Source organism: Variovorax sp. P4_B11 (genome assembly GCF_056402355.1).
In genome coordinates this window covers 50,929-67,577 of record NZ_JBFUHO010000027.1, presented here as the reverse complement: position 1 = coordinate 67,577, position 16,649 = coordinate 50,929, and the positions used below count along the sequence as shown (strand labels likewise).

Annotated in this window: 14 protein-coding genes; 3 read left to right on the top strand and 11 right to left on the bottom strand. The window is 65.1% G+C overall.

From position 1 onward, the window contains the following. Positions 1-2: 2 nt before the first annotated feature. The 7 genes from sufU to AC1DYD_RS22725 all read right to left on the bottom strand — a co-directional run bounded on the left by sufU (position 3) and on the right by AC1DYD_RS22725 (position 7,120). A complete protein-coding gene (sufU, locus tag AC1DYD_RS22755; protein ID WP_478175017.1) occupies positions 3-452 on the bottom strand; it encodes a Fe-S cluster assembly sulfur transfer protein SufU in 450 nt (149 codons plus the stop codon). Then, on the bottom strand, positions 436-1,719 hold the full coding sequence (locus tag AC1DYD_RS22750) for a SufS family cysteine desulfurase (RefSeq protein WP_478175016.1): 1,284 nt from the start codon (positions 1,717-1,719) through the stop codon (positions 436-438). The genes sufU and AC1DYD_RS22750 overlap by 17 nt, the downstream gene beginning before the upstream one ends. Then, on the bottom strand, positions 1,716-3,029 hold the full coding sequence (gene sufD, locus AC1DYD_RS22745; RefSeq protein WP_478175015.1) for a Fe-S cluster assembly protein SufD: 1,314 nt from the start codon (positions 3,027-3,029) through the stop codon (positions 1,716-1,718). The genes AC1DYD_RS22750 and sufD overlap by 4 nt, the downstream gene beginning before the upstream one ends. Then, the gene (gene sufC / locus AC1DYD_RS22740) at positions 3,026-3,805 is read right to left on the bottom strand and encodes a Fe-S cluster assembly ATPase SufC (protein ID WP_478175014.1); all 780 of its coding nucleotides are present in this window, start codon (positions 3,803-3,805) and stop codon (positions 3,026-3,028) included. Before sufC ends, sufD begins: the two co-directional genes overlap by 4 nt. Then, on the bottom strand, positions 3,805-5,253 hold the full coding sequence (gene sufB / locus AC1DYD_RS22735; RefSeq protein ID WP_478175013.1) for a Fe-S cluster assembly protein SufB: 1,449 nt from the start codon (positions 5,251-5,253) through the stop codon (positions 3,805-3,807). Before sufB ends, sufC begins: the two co-directional genes overlap by 1 nt. Before the next feature lie 11 nt (positions 5,254-5,264). Beyond that, positions 5,265-5,705: an SUF system Fe-S cluster assembly regulator gene (locus tag AC1DYD_RS22730; RefSeq protein ID WP_478175012.1), complete on the bottom strand. Its 441-nt coding sequence runs from the start codon at positions 5,703-5,705 to the stop codon at positions 5,265-5,267. A gap of 770 nt (positions 5,706-6,475) precedes the next feature. After that, on the bottom strand, positions 6,476-7,120 hold the full coding sequence (locus AC1DYD_RS22725; RefSeq protein WP_478175043.1) for a VIT1/CCC1 transporter family protein: 645 nt from the start codon (positions 7,118-7,120) through the stop codon (positions 6,476-6,478). A 169-nt stretch (positions 7,121-7,289) separates the two neighbouring features. Between AC1DYD_RS22725 and AC1DYD_RS22720 the strand changes: the two genes are divergently transcribed. After that, the gene (locus AC1DYD_RS22720; RefSeq protein ID WP_478175011.1) at positions 7,290-7,973 is read left to right on the top strand and encodes an SOS response-associated peptidase; all 684 of its coding nucleotides are present in this window, start codon (positions 7,290-7,292) and stop codon (positions 7,971-7,973) included. Between the two features lie 149 nt (positions 7,974-8,122). Here the strand turns inward: AC1DYD_RS22720 and AC1DYD_RS22715 are convergent, their stop codons facing one another. After that, entirely contained in the window at positions 8,123-8,560 is a 438-nt protein-coding gene (locus AC1DYD_RS22715; protein WP_478175042.1) for an Hsp20/alpha crystallin family protein, read from the bottom strand. Positions 8,561-9,822: 1,262 nt separating this feature from the next. Here AC1DYD_RS22715 and AC1DYD_RS22710 point away from each other — a divergent pair. After that, positions 9,823-10,200, top strand: a complete 378-nt coding sequence (locus AC1DYD_RS22710; RefSeq protein WP_478175041.1) for a protein-L-isoaspartate O-methyltransferase family protein — start codon at positions 9,823-9,825, stop codon at positions 10,198-10,200. 48 nt (positions 10,201-10,248) lie between these two features. Then, a complete protein-coding gene (locus AC1DYD_RS22705) occupies positions 10,249-12,342 on the top strand; it encodes a thioredoxin domain-containing protein (RefSeq protein WP_478175010.1) in 2,094 nt (697 codons plus the stop codon). A gap of 601 nt (positions 12,343-12,943) precedes the next feature. Here the strand turns inward: AC1DYD_RS22705 and AC1DYD_RS22700 are convergent. The 3 genes from AC1DYD_RS22700 to AC1DYD_RS22690 are packed head-to-tail and all read right to left on the bottom strand — an operon-like array spanning position 12,944 to position 16,109. Beyond that, positions 12,944-13,951: a tripartite tricarboxylate transporter substrate-binding protein gene (locus AC1DYD_RS22700; RefSeq protein ID WP_478175009.1), complete on the bottom strand. Its 1,008-nt coding sequence runs from the start codon at positions 13,949-13,951 to the stop codon at positions 12,944-12,946. Then, the gene (gene add / locus AC1DYD_RS22695; RefSeq protein WP_478175008.1) at positions 13,948-15,078 is read right to left on the bottom strand and encodes an adenosine deaminase; all 1,131 of its coding nucleotides are present in this window, start codon (positions 15,076-15,078) and stop codon (positions 13,948-13,950) included. The genes AC1DYD_RS22700 and add overlap by 4 nt, the downstream gene beginning before the upstream one ends. Positions 15,079-15,134: 56 nt before the next feature. Then, positions 15,135-16,109, bottom strand: coding sequence for a LysR family transcriptional regulator (locus AC1DYD_RS22690; protein WP_478175007.1), 975 nt, complete (start codon positions 16,107-16,109; stop codon positions 15,135-15,137). Positions 16,110-16,649 lie beyond the last annotated feature (540 nt).

Below are 16,649 nucleotides of genomic sequence, written 5' to 3'. Positions count from 1 at the left end.
CTTCACTCCGTGGACACCGGCCGGGTCTCGTCATGCAGCGCCGCGTGCAAGGTGTGCCAGGCCAGTGCGGCGCACTTCACCCGCACCGGAAATTCGTGCACGCCGGACAGCACCTCCAGCTTGCCCAGCTGCACTGCGGAGTCCGCGCCATGGCCCGTGGTCAACAGCGCAAGGAATCCCTCGAACAGCGCCTGCGCCTTTTGCTCGGTCTTGCCCTTCAGCGCTTCCGTCATCAGCGAGGCCGAGGCGGTGGAGATGGCGCAGCCTGCCCCCTCGAAGGTCACGTCCTCGATCACTCCATCGACCAGCTTCAGGTACAGCGTCAGCTTGTCGCCGCACAAGGGATTGAAGCCCTCGGCGCTGCGGTTCGCACCCGCCAGGCGCCCGAAATTCCGGGGCGTGCGGTTATGGTCGAGGATGACCTCCTGGTAGAGATCACGCGGATCGGGCATGGCCAAAGACCTCCTGCACCTTGCGTACGGCGCGGAACAGCGCGTCCACTTCGGCGCGCGTGTTGTAGAGCGCGAACGAGGCGCGCACCGTTGCCGGCACATGGAAGTGCTCCATCACCGGCATGGCGCAATGGTGTCCCGTGCGCACAGCCACGCCCTCGCCATCGAGAATCGTTCCGACATCGTGCGGATGCACGCCGTCGAGCACGAACGACAGGATGCTCGCCTTGTCCTTCGCGGTGCCGATGAGGCGCAGGCCGGAAACTGCGCGCGCCTGCTCGGTGGCGTAGGCGAGCAGTTGGTGCTCGTGCGCAGCGATGGCGTCGAGTCCGATTGCGCTCATGTAATCGATCGCCGTGCCAAGACCGATCACCCCGGCGATATGGGGAGTACCCGCCTCGAACTTGTAGGGCAGGTCGTTGAAGGTGGTCTTGGCGAAGGTCACCTCGCGAATCATGTCGCCGCCACCCTGGTACGGAGGCATCGCGTCCAGCAGCGCCGCCTTGCCGTAGAGCACGCCGACGCCGGTTGGGCCATACAGCTTGTGGCCCGAGAAGGCGTAGAAATCGCAGTCGAGCGCCTGCACATCGATCTTGATGTGGGGCGCTGCCTGGGCGCCGTCGATGAGCACCGCAGCGCCTTTGGCGTGGGCAAGATCGATGATGCGCTTCACCGCATTGATGGTTCCCAGCGCGTTCGACAAATGAGTCACCGCGACGAACCGGGTGCGCGCACCGAGCAAGCGCTCCAACTCGCCCGGCACCAGCTCACCGTCGTCGTCGATCGGCGCTACCCGCAGCACCGCGCCGCTGCGCTCGCACAGCAACTGCCATGGCACGATGTTCGAGTGGTGCTCCATCTCCGTGATGAGAATCTCGTCGCCCGGCTGCAAGCGCTGCCCCCAACTCGCCGCCACGAGGTTGATGGCCTCCGTGGCGCCGCGCACGAACACGATTTCCTCGCGCCGTGCCGCGTTGATGACGCGCCTCACGGTATCGCGCGCGGCCTCGTAGGCGTCGGTTGCCTGCTGGCTCAAGGCATGCACGCCACGGTGAATGTTGGCATTGAGCTCGGCGTAGTAGCGCGCCTCGGCATCGATCACGCACTGCGGCTTCTGGCTGGTGGAGGCGTTGTCGAGGTAGACGAGGGGCATACCGTGCACGCTGCGGTGCAGGATCGGGAAATCCTCGCGCAGCCGCGCCACGTCGAAGGCCAAGATCGGCGCCGCGCCGCGCAATGCGCCCAGTTCGCTCGCTGCGCTCTTCACAGCAGCTCCTTCACCTGCTCGGGCAGCCGGCCGCGCAGCAGTTGCTCCAGGCGCGAGCGCAAGGGCACGCAGCTCACCCGTGTCGCGACGTCCTCGGCAAAGGCGAAGGTCAGCAGCGCGCGCGCCGACGCGTCATCCATCCCGCGCGAACGCAAGTAGTAAATCTGCTCGGCGTCGAGCTGGCCGACGGTGGCGCCATGGCTGCACTTCACGTCGTCGGCATAGATCTCCAGTTGCGGCTTGGTATCGACCTCGGCGTTGTCCGACAGCAGCAGATTGCGGTTGGATTGCTGTGCGTCGGTGCGCTGCGCGTCGGGATGCACGATCACCTTGCCGTTGAACACCGCGCGCGAGGCGCCGTCTAGCACGCCCTTATAGAACTCGCGGCTGGTGCCGCGCGGTCGCAGGTGGTCGATGCGGGTGTGATGGTCCATGTGCTGCCTGCCGTTCGCCATGTACAGGCCAATCAGCGTGGCTTCGCAGCCCGGTGCGTTGAGTCGCGTGCCGATGTCGTTGCGCGAGAGCCGCCCGCCCAGCGCAAAGGACTGCGACGTGAACCGGGTGTCGGGCCCCTGCTCGGCGCGAATGTCGGCGATGTGATGGCCGCGCAGGCTCTCCTGCTGCAGCTTGGTATGGATGATGGTCGCGCCCGCGTCGGCCTGGATGTGCGTGACCGCGTTGGTGAGGTACGTGGCATCATTGATGCCGACGTAGTGCTCGATGATCTCGGCCCGCGATCCGGTGCCGGCGCGGATGATGTTGCGCGAGTGAACGGCAAGATCGGCGTCCGTCGTGATGAACAGCAGATGGATCGGCTCATCGACCGCACATCCCGCGGCGAGATCGATGTGCGCCCCATCGGCCCAGAACGCAGCGTTGAGCGCCGTGAAGCCGTTGACGAGCGCTTCGGCATCGCGGGTGAACACGGCTTCGAACCGATCCGGGCGGTCCGCGAGCGCCGTTGCGAGGCTGCCGACTTCGGCGCCGCGCGGCAGGGAACCGGGGCGCGACAACCCTGGCGCATGACGTCCGTTGATGAACACCAGCAGGTGGCTTGTGGCCACGGCCAGCTCATCGACCTGATCCGCGCCGACGCTGTTAAACGATTCGGGCACGAACTTGAAGGTGCGCTTCTCGAGGGTTGCCACGCTGGTGTACTTCCAATCTTCGTCTCGAAGAGTCGGAAAGCCCAGCTCGGCGAAGCGCTCGAACGCGACCGCGCGCGTGCGTTGCAGCCACGGCAGCCGTGCGCCCACGAGGCGAGGCTCTAGCTGCGCGAATTGCGCGCGGTAGAGATCTTTATTCATCATGGTCGTGCCGTTTCATTCAGCGCCTGAGCCTGAGCCTGCGCCTCGACCCAGCCATAGCCGCGGCTTTCCAGCTCCAATGCCAGCTCCGGAGGACCGGACCTGGCGATGCGCCCCTGCGCCAGGACGTGCACCTGATCCGGCACGATGTAGTTGAGCAACCGCTGGTAGTGCGTCACCAGGATGATTGCGCGCTGCGGGCTGCGCATGGCTTCAACACCATGGGCGACGACCTTGAGCGCATCGATGTCGAGGCCGGAGTCGGTCTCGTCGAGGATCGCGAGCTTCGGCTCTAGCACCGCCATCTGCAGAATCTCGTTGCGCTTCTTCTCGCCGCCCGAGAAGCCTTCGTTCACCGAGCGGTAGAGCAGGCCCTGATCCATGTCCATCAACTTCAACTTGCCTTTCACCAGGGCGAGGAAGTCGATCGCATCCAGTTCCTGCTCGCCGCGGTGCTTGCGGATCGCATTGAGGGCCGCCTTGAGCAGATAGATGTTCGCCACGCCGGGGATCTCCACCGGGTACTGGAAGGCGAGGAAGATCCCTTCCCGAGCGCGCGCCTCGGGCGGCATGTCGAGCAGGTTCTTCCCGACGTAGAGTACCTCGCCGGCCGTCACGACGTAGTCCTCCCGCCCGGCCAGCACATGCGCCAGCGTGCTCTTGCCCGAACCGTTGGGCCCCATGATGGCGTGGACCTCGCCGGCATGCACCGTGAGGTCGATGCCACGGAGGATGGGTTTGCCGTCGACCGAAACGTGCAGATTCTTGATGGACAGCATCAACCTATGCTCCCTTCGAGACTTACGCCGAGCAGCTTCTGCGCTTCCACCGCGAACTCCATCGGCAGCTCCTTGAACACTTCCTTGCAGAAGCCGTTCACGATCATCGACACCGCGTCCTCCGCCGAGAGTCCGCGGCTCTGGCAGTAATAGAGTTGGTCTTCGCCGATGCGCGAGGTGGAGGCCTCGTGCTCGACCCGGGCGGTGGGGTTCTTCACCTCGATGTAGGGGAAGGTGTGAGCGGCGCACTTGTCGCCCAGCAGCAATGAGTCGCACTGCGTGTAATTGCGCGCGCCGACGGCGCTCTTCGCGACCTTCACCTGCCCCCGGTAGGCGTTGCGTCCATGGCCGGCCGAGATGCCCTTGGAGAGGATCGTGCTTCTGGTGTTCCTGCCGAGGTGGATCATCTTGGTGCCGGTATCCGCTTGCTGGTAGTGGTTGGTCAGCGCCACCGAATGGAACTCGCCCACGGCGTTGTCGCCCTGCAGGATGACGCTCGGATACTTCCAGGTGATCGCCGAGCCGGTTTCCACCTGGGTCCAGGAAATCTTCGAGTTCGCGCCGCGGCAGTCGCCGCGCTTGGTGACGAAGTTGTAGATGCCGCCCTTGCCGTCCTTGTCGCCCGGATACCAGTTCTGCACTGTCGCGTACTTGATCTGCGCGTCGTCGAGCGCAATCAACTCGACGACGGCGGCGTGCAACTGATTCTCGTCCCGCATCGGCGCCGTGCAGCCTTCGAGGTAGCTGACGTACGCGCCGCGGTCGGCGATGATCAGGGTGCGCTCGAACTGGCCGGTGTTGCTGGCGTTGATGCGAAAGTACGTCGACAGCTCCATCGGGCAGCGCACGCCGGGCGGGATGTAGCAGAACGAGCCGTCGGTGAAGACTGCCGAGTTCAGCGTCGCGAAGAAGTTGTCGGTGTAGGGCACCACCGAGCCGAGGTATTGCCGGACCAGATCGGGGTGGTTCTGCACGGCCTCCGAGAACGAACAGAACACGATGCCGAGTTCGGCGAGCTTCGCCTTGTAGGTCGTGGCCACTGAAACGCTGTCGAACACTGCATCCACCGCGACGCCCGCGAGCAGTTCTCGCTCCTGGAGCGGCACACCGAGCTTTTCATACATCCGCAGCAACTCGGGATCGACCTCGTCCAGGCTCTGCGGTCCGCTCTTCTGTGATTTCGGTGCGGAGTAGTAGGCGATGTTCTGGTAGTCGATGGGCGGATGCTCGACCGTCGCCCACTGCGGCTCGGTCATGGTCAGCCAATGGCGATAGGCGTTCAGCCGCCACGCCAGCATGAATTCCGGCTCGTTCTTCTTGGCGGAAATCACGCGGATCACGTCCTCGCTCAGCCCGCGCGGCACGGTGTCCGTGTCCACGGCGGTGAAGAAGCCGTGCTGGTAGTCGCGGCTGATCAGAGCATCGAGTTGGTGTGCCGGCGCAGTCATGTGGAGCTCCTTCACGCGAGCGCGCGCGGCCGCAGTGCACGCCGAGCGTCCAGATGGACGGGCTTGAACGTCGGTTGCGCCAGGTCCGCCAGCGTCATCTGGCCCAGGGCATCCAGAACCACGCGATTGATACGTTGCCAATTCGTGTGGATCGAGCACGACCCTTCCAGCGCACAGAGGCCGGCGATGGCACTGCATTCGGTCAGGCCGATCGGGCCTTCCAGGGCGTCGATGAGCTCGGCAATCGAGATCTCGCCGGCGGGCCGCGACAGCATGTACCCGCCCTTCACGCCACGCACTGATCGCAGCAGGTTGACCCGTGCCAGGATCTTCAGGACCTTGCTGGCTGTGGGCAAAGCCACGCCAATCGTCCCCGCCAGTTCGGTCGCGGCATGAATCCGATCCGGCTCGCGCGCGATATGGGCCATCGCCACGGTGCCGTAGTCGGTCAACTTGCTCAGTCTCAGCATTGGCATCACCCCAGTGAAAGATTGGTACCAATTTGGTGCTGATTAGTTCCCGATGACGGGATTTGCTCGAGAGGACCGGCAGAGTGCGTATATCGAAGTTCAGACTGCGATGGGCGATTCGCAGCGCCGTTTCAGCATTCGCGGGGATCAAAGCCCGGGCGAAGATGAACTCAAGGTAGCTCGCCCCGTCGGGAGGCGGAGCGACGATCTGGCCGGGCTGCGCCGTAATGGTGACCCCCCGTGACCCCGGGTACCGACTGCGCGGCTGCCAGGCCTTCGAGGCCGTGGCAAATGCCGCGCTGCGGAATGGGGATCATCATGACCCCCGCGGCGGCGCCCTCGCCGGCAAGGCCGAGCGGTTCTGCCAGCGGCGAAATACGGCCCGTCCAGGGGATCGGGCTTTTCGAACAGGGCAAGGGTCGAGAGCTCGCCCCGTTCCAAGGTGCCTTCCGGCGCGTACTCCCGTCCGGGAATAAAGGCCTCAATGATCAATCCCAGCTCCTGGGCGTCCCGGTCGGCCCGGGTCTGGATGGCCTGCACCCGGTTCACGGCTCGAAATAGCTCTTCGGGATCATCGGCGGATCACGCCGCGGCTCCCTGGGGCGCGCCAATCATCTTGGCCGGTCGTGTTGCCTCAACGGGCAGGCTTGACAGAGGGCGCGCTCAAGCTGCAGAAGCTCGGGCTGATTCGCTGCTGCGCAAGCGGGCAAGAGTACGAACCGCTGCTGTCCCAGAAGCTTGCGTACCAGGCATCAAACGACCGCACCGAACAGTGCGCCCACACCCGCGGTGATCGCCATCGCGAGCGCTCCCCAGAAGGTCACCCGCCAGGCGCCCATCAGAACGCCGGCGCCGCCAGCGCGCGCGGCGACGGCACCCAACAAGGCCAGGAAGAAGAGTGCCGTCCCTGATATCCATGGAATCACGCTCTGTGCGGGCGACAACGCCGTCACCGCCAGCGGCAGCGCCGCACCGACCGCGAAGCTGGCGGCCGACGCCAGCGCGGCCGTAACCGGCCGCGCGATCTGGGCTTCGAAGATGCCGAGCTCGTCGCGCCCATGGGCACCGATGGCGTCGTGCGTCATAAGTTGCTCGGCCACCTGCTGCGCCAGGCCCGGCTCGAGCCCTCGGCCGACATAGATAGTCGAGAGCTCACGCCGCTCCGCGGCAGGATCCTTTTCGAGCTCGGCTAGCTCGCGCGACAGGTCGGCATTCTCAGTGTCCGCCTGCGAATGGACCGAGACATATTCACCAGCGGCTATCGACATGGCCCCGGCCACCAGCCCCGCGACGCCGGTCACCAGAATGTTGCCGTGGCTCGAACCGGCAGCCGCCGGCGGGTCGATCGCAAGCAGGGCCCCGACACAGGCGCCAGCACATTCCGTTCGGTAAGTCAGACCGGAATACCCATGATGCGGCGCCCCGACCCGTCGAACGACGCTAAACGCCCGCCAGTCGGTGGTTTGCTCGACGAGGTAGCTGCCGACCTGTGGCGCGACGATCGCCTGCGAGCCATGGCGCCAGTCCGGGCTGTCGTAGAGTGGCTGAAGCCGATAGCATCTGGGGATGTGGAACCACTACCAGACGATTAAGGCGCGCGAACGTCTCCAGAGGAAGTTCGACGTCACCCTGCCGCCGGACTGGGTGCCACCGAACGGCGGCCACATCTACAAGCACAACCACGCTCCGTTCATCATCAACCCGGCAGGCCCCGACAACGCCGGAGGCCTTGAGCGGGAGTGCCTCATTGGGGAGTTCGGGCTGCTGCCTGCGCGATCGCGCAAGCGCGATATCAAGCGCGACACATTGAAGGCCAGGTCGGAAACAGCGGCGGAGGAGCTCTCCTACGCAATCCCCTGGCGGCGCCAGCACTGCGTGATCCCGGCCGACTGTATCTACGAGCCCGACTGGCGAACGGGGAAGGCGATCGAGACCCGCATCGAGCGCGTTGACGGCGATCCGATGGGCCTGGCGGGCTTGTGGGACCGGTGGGTCGACGCCGGCACCGGTGAGGTCGTTTTCAGCTTCACGATGCTCACGATCGACGCGACCACGCACGCGCTGATGAAGAACTTTCACCGCGCCGGCAAGGACAAGCGCATGGTCGTGATCCTGCCGGAGGCGATGTACGACTCGTGGCTGGCGGCGCCCGCCGACGAATCGATGGCGTTCATGCAGCAGTACACCGCCGAGCTGCTGGTGGCCACGCCTGAGCCGCTGCAGCACGCGCCGCAGACCGGCCTGCTCTAGTCCACAGCAACGAGGAACGCGGCATCCTCAAACACGTCGACGGCGGCGTGAGGGCGGCATCGCTGTAACGGCTTCGAGCGTTCTGCCCTGCTGGTGGGCGCGCTAGCCTGCGTGGAAGGCTGAATGTTATTCACGATCGTCCTTCTTGTTCACTGAATGGCAATGCGGCGCGGTTGCGCGGATGCCCGTCGCTGGACCGTGATTCGCAGCACGCCATCGGTCAGCTTGGCGTTGACGGCGTCGGGGTGGGCGTCGTCAGGCAGCGTGATCGCTCGCCGGAAGGAACCCGTGAAGCGCTCATTAATGTGAACCGCCGTCTTGCTGTCGGCCTCAGGCAGGACAGCCTTTCGCTCCCCTGCGATCGTCAACAGGCCGCCCTCGAGATGGACCTCCAGCATTTCGGGATCGACGCCGGGTGCGAATGCGTAGATCTCGATGGTTTGCGGCGTCCCACCGACGTTGAGGGCGGGAAAGCCGCTGCGGCCAAAGCCACGGATGGTTGGAGACAGATCAAAGGCCTGCTGCATATCGCGCTGCAGGCGATCCATCTCGGCGAGCATGTCGCGCGGGAACAAAGATCGATACATGGCGAAACCTCCATCCAAGTTCAACGGAGCGCTGGAGGGGTTCTCCAGCACTTGCGGTTTGCCAGCAAGCTATTATTTTACCGGCTTCAAGGCCCAAAAGGCACTCTCGGAAACCACCTCTCGAGGGCCCGTCCGCAGGCGTGCCGCCGTTCGGCGCTGCGTTGCTGGTGAAGCGCAATCCGCACTCATCTGTGTCTCTGCGCCACTCGCCAACCTGGTCGAGCAGGTCCCGCGGATTCCCGCCGCGGCGACGGATGACTTCGACTTCGCTAGCGACGCCGGCCTGCGCAAATCTGGCTTCAGGATCAACGCGGAGTGCGCTCCTGCAGCGTTCGCGACAAGCAGCAGTGTAGGCAGCGCAGGTCACCTTGCATGTTCATAGCGCACAAGACGGTTCTGACCCTGCCTCGTTTGCACGTACATCAAGTCATGCTGCCATGGTATTGCTCGTCCCTGACGACGGGGGCGAGGTGGACCCTATGTGCCGACGGCCGGGGCTGCACCCCTGACGCTGGCTCGACCAGATCAAATTGGCGGATACGGCTGCGGCAACGAGCTATACGGCTTGCGCGAAGCGCACTTCGTCGATTTGAGATCTTTCGACCATGGACCCCCTCCGGTGAAAGGGTTGGTGACATACCCGATAGGCGGGTAAGGTCGCCATCAGTAGCCAAGACGCGCACCGACACGACAAGCTGATGAGTGACTGTACGCCTTCCCCGCGACGACGAGTGCACCACCGAGGGCATGGCCTTTCGATGCCTTGGATGTTGACGACCACTTCAGTCCGCCACATTGCGGACGGGCTCCGAGTGCGTGACCTAGCATTTCCGACAAGTGCGCCACGGCCTGAACCATGGGCCACACCGACTGCGAAATGGCGCGGAACTTCTTATGCAGGGGCCGATCAAACCACGGTGATGCAACGGTGGACTCAGTGGCTCATCCCGCCACGGGAGCTATGCTCCAAGGGGTTCGCCCCTTCCTCCCGCATCGCCCTGAAACCCGCCCTTGTGGCGGGTTTCTTCATAAGTCGCCAACATGTGAATCGAGGTCACGGAGTGGCTGCATTGCGGTCATCCAAGGCCTCAGATCGGCGTGTGTGCCTCGGACCTGAATCGGGTGGCATTCTGATGGATGCGTAACCCGCATCTATTCAGAGGCACCCTGAACACCGCGCACATGCGCGACTTAACCCGGACGCCGCCAAACGGGCTCACACCCAGCGCCGTACGGTCGCTTTGTAGCGGAGATATTCGTCTCTGGGCTACCAATCGGCGATCCTGGCCCAGCTGGCACAGCGTGTCTACAGCATGGAGCTCATTGAACAGCTGGCTGTGCAGGCTCGGCACCGGTTGGCTCGACAAGGCCATGCCAACGTTGAAGTCAAGATCGGCAATGGCTGCGGCGGGTGGCCCGAACACGCACCGTTCGACAAAGTGATCGTCACAGCGGCTCCCGAGCTCATCCCGCCGTCGCTCATCTACCAGTTGAAGTCCGGGGGCAAGATGGTGATACCCGCCGGTCTGCCCGACGGACAGCAACTCATCCTGCTCGAGAAGGACGCCAGCGGTTCGGTATCGACAAAGGAGATCTTCGCAGTGCTATTCTCGTTGCTCAAGGACACTGAGCCCGACTGAATCGCCGAATGGCAGTCATCACGCAGTCAACGAGACGCCAGCAGCCCCATGGCCAATAGCCTCGCTCACGAGACAAGCCCCTATCTGCTGCAGCACGCCGACAACCCGGTGGACTGGCACTCCTGGGGTGACGAAGCCATGTCTTTGGCCCGCAGCTCGGGGCGGCCGATCCTGCTGTCAGTGGGGTACTCGGCCTGCCACTGGTGCCATGTGATGGCCCATGAGTGCTTCGAGGATGCCGACACCGCCGCGCTGATGAACCGGCACTTCGTCAACATCAAGGTAGATCGCGAGGAGCGGCCGGACATCGACCAGATCTACCAGGCAGCGCATCAACTGATCACCCGCCGATCGGGCGGCTGGCCGCTGACCATGTTCCTCACGCCCGAGGGCAAGCCATTCTTCGGTGGCACCTACTTCCCCAAGCGCTCACGCTACAACAGGCCAGGGTTCGACGACGTGTTGGCGCGCGTCGCTGAGGTGTGGGCCGCGCAGCGCGTGCAGGTCATGGCGCAAGGCGAGGAGCTTGTTTGCGCCCTGGCCGACGCGCTGGCCGTGCGCCGCGCGGACGATGGCGTCCAGGTCGGTGCGGACGTTCGCGCCGACACGCTGCAGAAAGCTGCGGCGCGGGCCGCAACTGGCCTGCGCGACGCCTTGATGCTTGCCTTCGACGAGGTCGACGGCGGCTTCGGTGGTGCGCCAAAATTCCCGCAGGCAGCCGTCCTCGACGCGCTGCTGAGGCACGCCGTGGCCGCGCCCGACGAAGCAACGCACGACGCCGTCCTGTTGACCTTGCGGCGCATGGCCGAAGGCGGGATTTACGACCACCTGGGCGGGGGATTCTGCCGCTACAGCACCGACGCTCGATGGATGATTCCGCACTTCGAGAAGATGCTGTATGACAACGGGCCGCTGCTGCGCCTGTGCGCGGCAGCCTGGCAGCTCACGCGCGATCCGCTGTGGCGCCAGGTGTGCGATGACACGGCCGCCTGGCTGATGCGCGAGATGCAAGGCAGCGAAGGCGGCTATTTCTCCAGCATCGATGCCGACTCCGAAGGCGAAGAGGGGCGCTTCTATATTTGGCAACGTGACGACGTAGCGCAGCAACTCGGCGCGGCCGAGTTCGCCGCGTTTGCCGCGCGCTACGGACTTGACGCGCCACCCAACTTCGAAGGCCGTGCATGGCACCTGCACGTGGCCCGGCCGCTGGCCGAGGTGGCCGCTCGGCTGGGGCGTGATGAAGCCGAGTGTGCGGCGCTGATCGCCGACGCCCGCGCACGATTGTTCGCGCTGCGCGAGGCGCGCGAGCGGCCTGGCTGCGACGACAAGGTGCTGACCAGCTGGAACGCATTGGCCATCGATGGCATGGCCTTCGCGGCACGGGTATTCGCCGAGCCACGCTGGGCCGCGTCAGCGCGTCGCGCCGCGGACTTTGTTCGCGCAGCGCTGTGGCGCAAAGGGCGCCTGTTGGCCACAAGCAAGGACGGCCGCTCGCACCTCAATGCTTATCTCGATGACCATGCCTTCATGCTCGGTGCGATGCTCGAACTCATGCAAAGTGACGTGCTGCGCATCGCCGATCTGCAATTTGCCTGTGCATTGGCCGATCTGTTGCTCGAGCAGTTCGAAGACCCGCATGATGGCGGCTTCTTCTTCACCAGCCATGACCATGAAGCGCTGGTGCTGCGACCGAAGCCGGGTCACGACGGCGCCACAGCGTCGGGCAACGGCACAGCCGCTCTGCATTTGCAGCGCCTGGGCCACCTGATCGGCGAGCCGCGCTATGTGCGGGCCGCGCAGCGCGCGATGGCGCTGTTTGCCGGCGAGGTTCGGCGCACGCCACACGGCTGCCCGACGCTCGTGACCGCGATGGCCGAAACTCTCTCGCCGCCGACGCTGGTCATGCTCACCGGACCGTCGCCTACGCTCGCGCCATGGCGCGCGGCGCTGGCCGGCCGCTACCTGCCTGGCGTGTTGGTGCTGCGACTGCCTGCCGATACCCGCGGCCTGCCCGACGTGCTGGTCAAGCCGGCGAGTGTCCATCCCCAGGCCTGGGTCTGCCGCGAGTCGAAGTGCCTGCCGCCGATCACCGGTATCGATCTGCTGCTTGCCACCCTGTCACGTCATGACGCTGACTCCTGAGCGCCCCCGGGAAAAGTCTTCGACGTTTCCGCCCCCCGAGGGGGTCAAGGAACTCGGGAGCGGCCCTCGACGCGCTCGACCGGCTGCGTAGCACCAACGAAACCTTGCGCGGCGCAAAGCCAGCCGACCTACCGATGGAGGAGCCAACCAAGTTCGATCTGATCCTGAACCTCAAGACCCTGCGCGCGATCGGCATCACGGTGCCGAAGAGTAGCCTGCTTCGCGCCACCGAGACGATCGAATGACCGGGCGCCCCTGGGAGTGGCCTGCCCAGCAGCGGCTGTTCACGAAGGACTGGTCCTGGCCGCGAGCACCAGTTCGCGGCCGCGCTTGGTAGCTGACCTTCGGCGTGGTCACGCTGTTGGCCAAGGGCGGCTATCGGCGAGTTTGGCGAACAGGCAGTCACGGCCACTATTCGACGTTCACTTGCCAGGCTCAATTCGCCTGAAAGCCGACGCTCGCGGCACGCTCACAACAAACTCTGTTCGCGATAGGTGTGCTCGCATTGAAGCGCACATACAAACTGGCCCGATCAGAGAAGCGGACATTCAGCCATGCGGCAGAAACCTCTTCGCCGCAAACGCTTACGGCACTCGTGGACCTACTCGGCCTTGATCTGGCCCTTCGTCACGATGGCCGAGAACTTGGTCTGCTCGCCCGTGATGAAATCGGCGAACTGGGCCGGGCCCAAACCCACCGCAGTGACGCCGCCATCCTCGAAATTCTTGCGCACGGTCGGCAATTTCAGTGCTTCTTGCAAGGCGGCGTTGACCTTGGCAATGATCTCGGGCGGCGTCCCCTTGGGTGCAAAAACGCCTTGCCACACCGATACGCGGGCGCCCTTCCAGGTCGGCACGCTGGCGCCCAGCACGGGTGCTGAAGGGAGCGCCGGCGAAGGCTTGTCGTCAAGCACGCCCAGCACCTGGACCTTGCCCGCCTTGGCCTGCTGCATCACCATCGAGATGGGCAGCACCGCCAGGTCGAGTTGATTGCCGGCGAGGTCAGTCACGATCTGCGGGGCCGCACGATAGGGCACATGCACCATGTCCACCCCACCCTCCTGCTTGAGCATCTCGCCGCCCAGGTGCAGCGAGGTGCCGACGCCGGAGGTTGCGTAGCTGTACTTCCCCGGGTTGCCCTTCATGTCCTTGTAGAGTTCGGCGGCGCTGCGGCTGGCCAGACCGGGCTTGGCGGCCAGCACGAGGGGCTGTGAGCCAAGTAGCGTGACGGGCGCCAGATCCTTCAGGCCGTCGTAGCGCACCGTGGAGGGCGTGACCATCTTGGCGATGACGATGGTGCTTTCCACCGACAGCAACAGCGTGTAGCCATCCGGCTTGGCGCGCACCACCTTCTCGGTGCCGATGACGCCGCCGGCGCCGGCCAGGTTCTCGATCAGCACCGGCTGGCCCAGCTTGGCTGACATCTCGGGCGCAACCCAGCGCGCCATGGCGTCCACGTTGCCGCCCGCCGCGTAGGGCACGAGCAGCGTGATGGGCTGGATAGGCCAAGGCGCATCGGCGGCGGCGGCCGGCGCCGTGGCCAGCGGCGCTACGGCCGCTAGCGCGAGGGCGCCAAGCAGAGTGCGGCGGACGGAAGCGGTGGCTTTCATGATCGGGAGCTCCTGAGAAAAGATGGAAGGGTTGAAGGAATTTCGGCTCGGATTGCTGACGGCAACTCGCGCTCCAGCGCCGCGATCTCGTGCTCGAAACGCTGACGCAGCATTCGCTTGGCATCGTCGTCCAGCCAGGAGGCGTCGACGCCGGCGAGGCTGAAGGCATGGGCCTGGGTCCAGCCCCACTCGCAGCCATCGAGCACCAGGGCGTAGGTGTCCGTGAGGCTGGTGTGGAACATGGCTGGGTCGTCGGTATTGAGGGTCACCAGCAGCCCGGCGTCCACCATGGCGCGCACCGAACGCAAGCGCTTCTCGCGATTGCGGGTGACGCTGGTGACCCCGCAGACACAAAAGTACACGCCCCGTTCGCGCGCGTGGCGCAGGCCGTCTTCGCTGGCCAGCAGGTTGTAGCCGTGGTCCAGCCGGTCGCAGCCCATGAGGTGGATGCAGTCGTCGACGTTGGCGGGCGGCGCCTCTTCCAGCGTCTGGTTGTCCTCGCACACATGGGCGGTGCGCTTCAAGCCGGCCCGACCGGCGCGTTGGAACAGCTGCGCCATCTGGGCCGGACTGCCCTCGCGCTCGGGGCCATCCAGGCCCACGCCCACCACCAGTTCGTGCCGCAGGCGCACGATGTCGTCCATGGTCTGCTCGGCGCTCGCCATGGGCAGGCCGCGGTCCAGCGCGGCGATCAGCAGGGCCGAGCAGTCCCAATCGCGGCGGGCGGCGCGCACGCCCGCCACCAGTCCTTCCACCTGCACCCGGTAGGGCACACCCGTCGGCTGGTAGTACTGGGGGTTGAAGGAGAGTTCTACATGGCGCGCGCCGCTGCGGGCAGCATCCTCGATCGCCTCGTAGGCCACCCGCTCGAAGTCACCTGCCGTGCGCAGCACCCGTCCGCCCAGACGCAGCACGTCGATGAAGTCGTAGAACCCGCTGTAGGTGTAGAGCGTTTCCAGGGGGCGCGGGAGCGTCTCTCCGTGGCGCCGCGCCAATTCGGCCAACGTGGTCGGCCGCACCGCGCCGGCCAGGTGGCAATGCAGATCGACCTTGGGCAGCCGCGCCAGAAGTGCGCGGGGCACGGCAGCGCGGTCGGTGGTGGGCAATTCGATGGCGGCACTCGTCATGCCCCGAACAATAGATGCGCGCAGGCCCGGTGCACAGCACAGCGCCGTGCAGCAGGTTATGACGCCGGTGTCATGACCTTGGAGCGGAGGGTGCTCGCGCGTGCCAAGGCGCCGATCTCTTCACGCAGCCAGCGCATCGCTTGATTGGCATGGGTACGCTCATGCCACACCAGACGATAGCGAAGCGGCTTGATTGAGGCCGGAAAGGGCACGATGGCAAGCTGGGGGTCGGCCGCCGCAAAGTCTTCCGCCAGCGATCGACCAGTCGTGAAGATCAAGTCGGTACGCGCCAGGATCGCCGGAGCCAGGCCCAGGTACTGGGTGTGGACAGCGGTGCGGACAGCGGCACCCAACTCGGCCAACTGGTTGTCGATGACGGTGCCCTGGCCCGGCACGTGCTCCAGCGAGGCCAAGTGCCGGGCGCTCAGGAAGTCCTTGAGGATCATGGGCCCGCGCGCCAACGGGTGGTCCCGCCGCATCAGGCAGACGATGGGTTCGCTCAGCAGGACGCTGGCCCGCAAATGCGCCGGCAGCTCGGGCCAGACGGTAATCACCAGGTCCACCTCACCATCGGCCAGTTGGCGGTAGTGTTCAAAGCGCATGCCAAGTCCCTGGATCACCAGATCGCATTCGGGCGCCTGGCTGGAAATTCGGGCGGCCAACTCGCCAAAGAAGCGCCTAGGTAGGAAGTCGTAGGCCGCGATGCGGAACGACAGTCGCAGGTCGGCCAGCGAAAGTGGCCCGGCCTGCGCGGTGAGCAGCGACATGTCGGCCAAGATGCGCCGTGTCGGCGTTACCAGCGACTGCGCCCGCTCGGTCAGCACCATGCGGTTACCCACCCGCACCAGCAGTTCGTCACCGGTTAGGCGACGCAGCACGCCCAAATGACGGCTCAGCGCCGACTGCGCGATTCCCAGCTTGCCCGCAGCGCGCGACGCGCTGACCTCGGTCAGCAGCGCATACAGCGAGCGCAGTAGCGGCTCGTCCAACCGCCGGACGTTGTCTTCAAGAGGAGATGCGGCATTGGGCATGGCGCGAGTGTGCCGCAAAGGTTCATGCTTCACGTTCGGCCGCGGTTCGCCGCCGGCGACTCCACAAGCGACCTCAAAAACCTGCCGCGGTTTCGAGCCTGAGTGACCGCTCTCGAAGATTGCGAATCTCAGCTCTGGGCCCAGAACGCCAGTTCGCGACATTCGGAAGCAGTCGCTCACGCGCGACTTCGTCCTGGTCGTCAGTTGCCGCCCGCGATGTGAGCTGGCGACATCGGCGACGGTCAAGTTCCAAAGTAGACCGGCCGCTCGTCAAGAAAAGTGCCAAGGTCTAGTCTCGGCGACCGCTGTCATTCGGCAGCCGAATTCGAAGGACAGCAGACAGTCTGATCCGGAAGTCCAGATCCAGATTTGGCGCCCAAGTCGCTCTGCGACACGGCAACGTGACCCAGCGCTGAGCCCGAGCTGTGAGTCGGGTTCGATAACGACGCTTTATCGCCCTCCCCTCGCCTGGTCGCAGCCGCCCTCCCCTGGTCACGAGCCTTGAAGCGCAGCTCGATGCGCGCCATGATCTCGGATTGA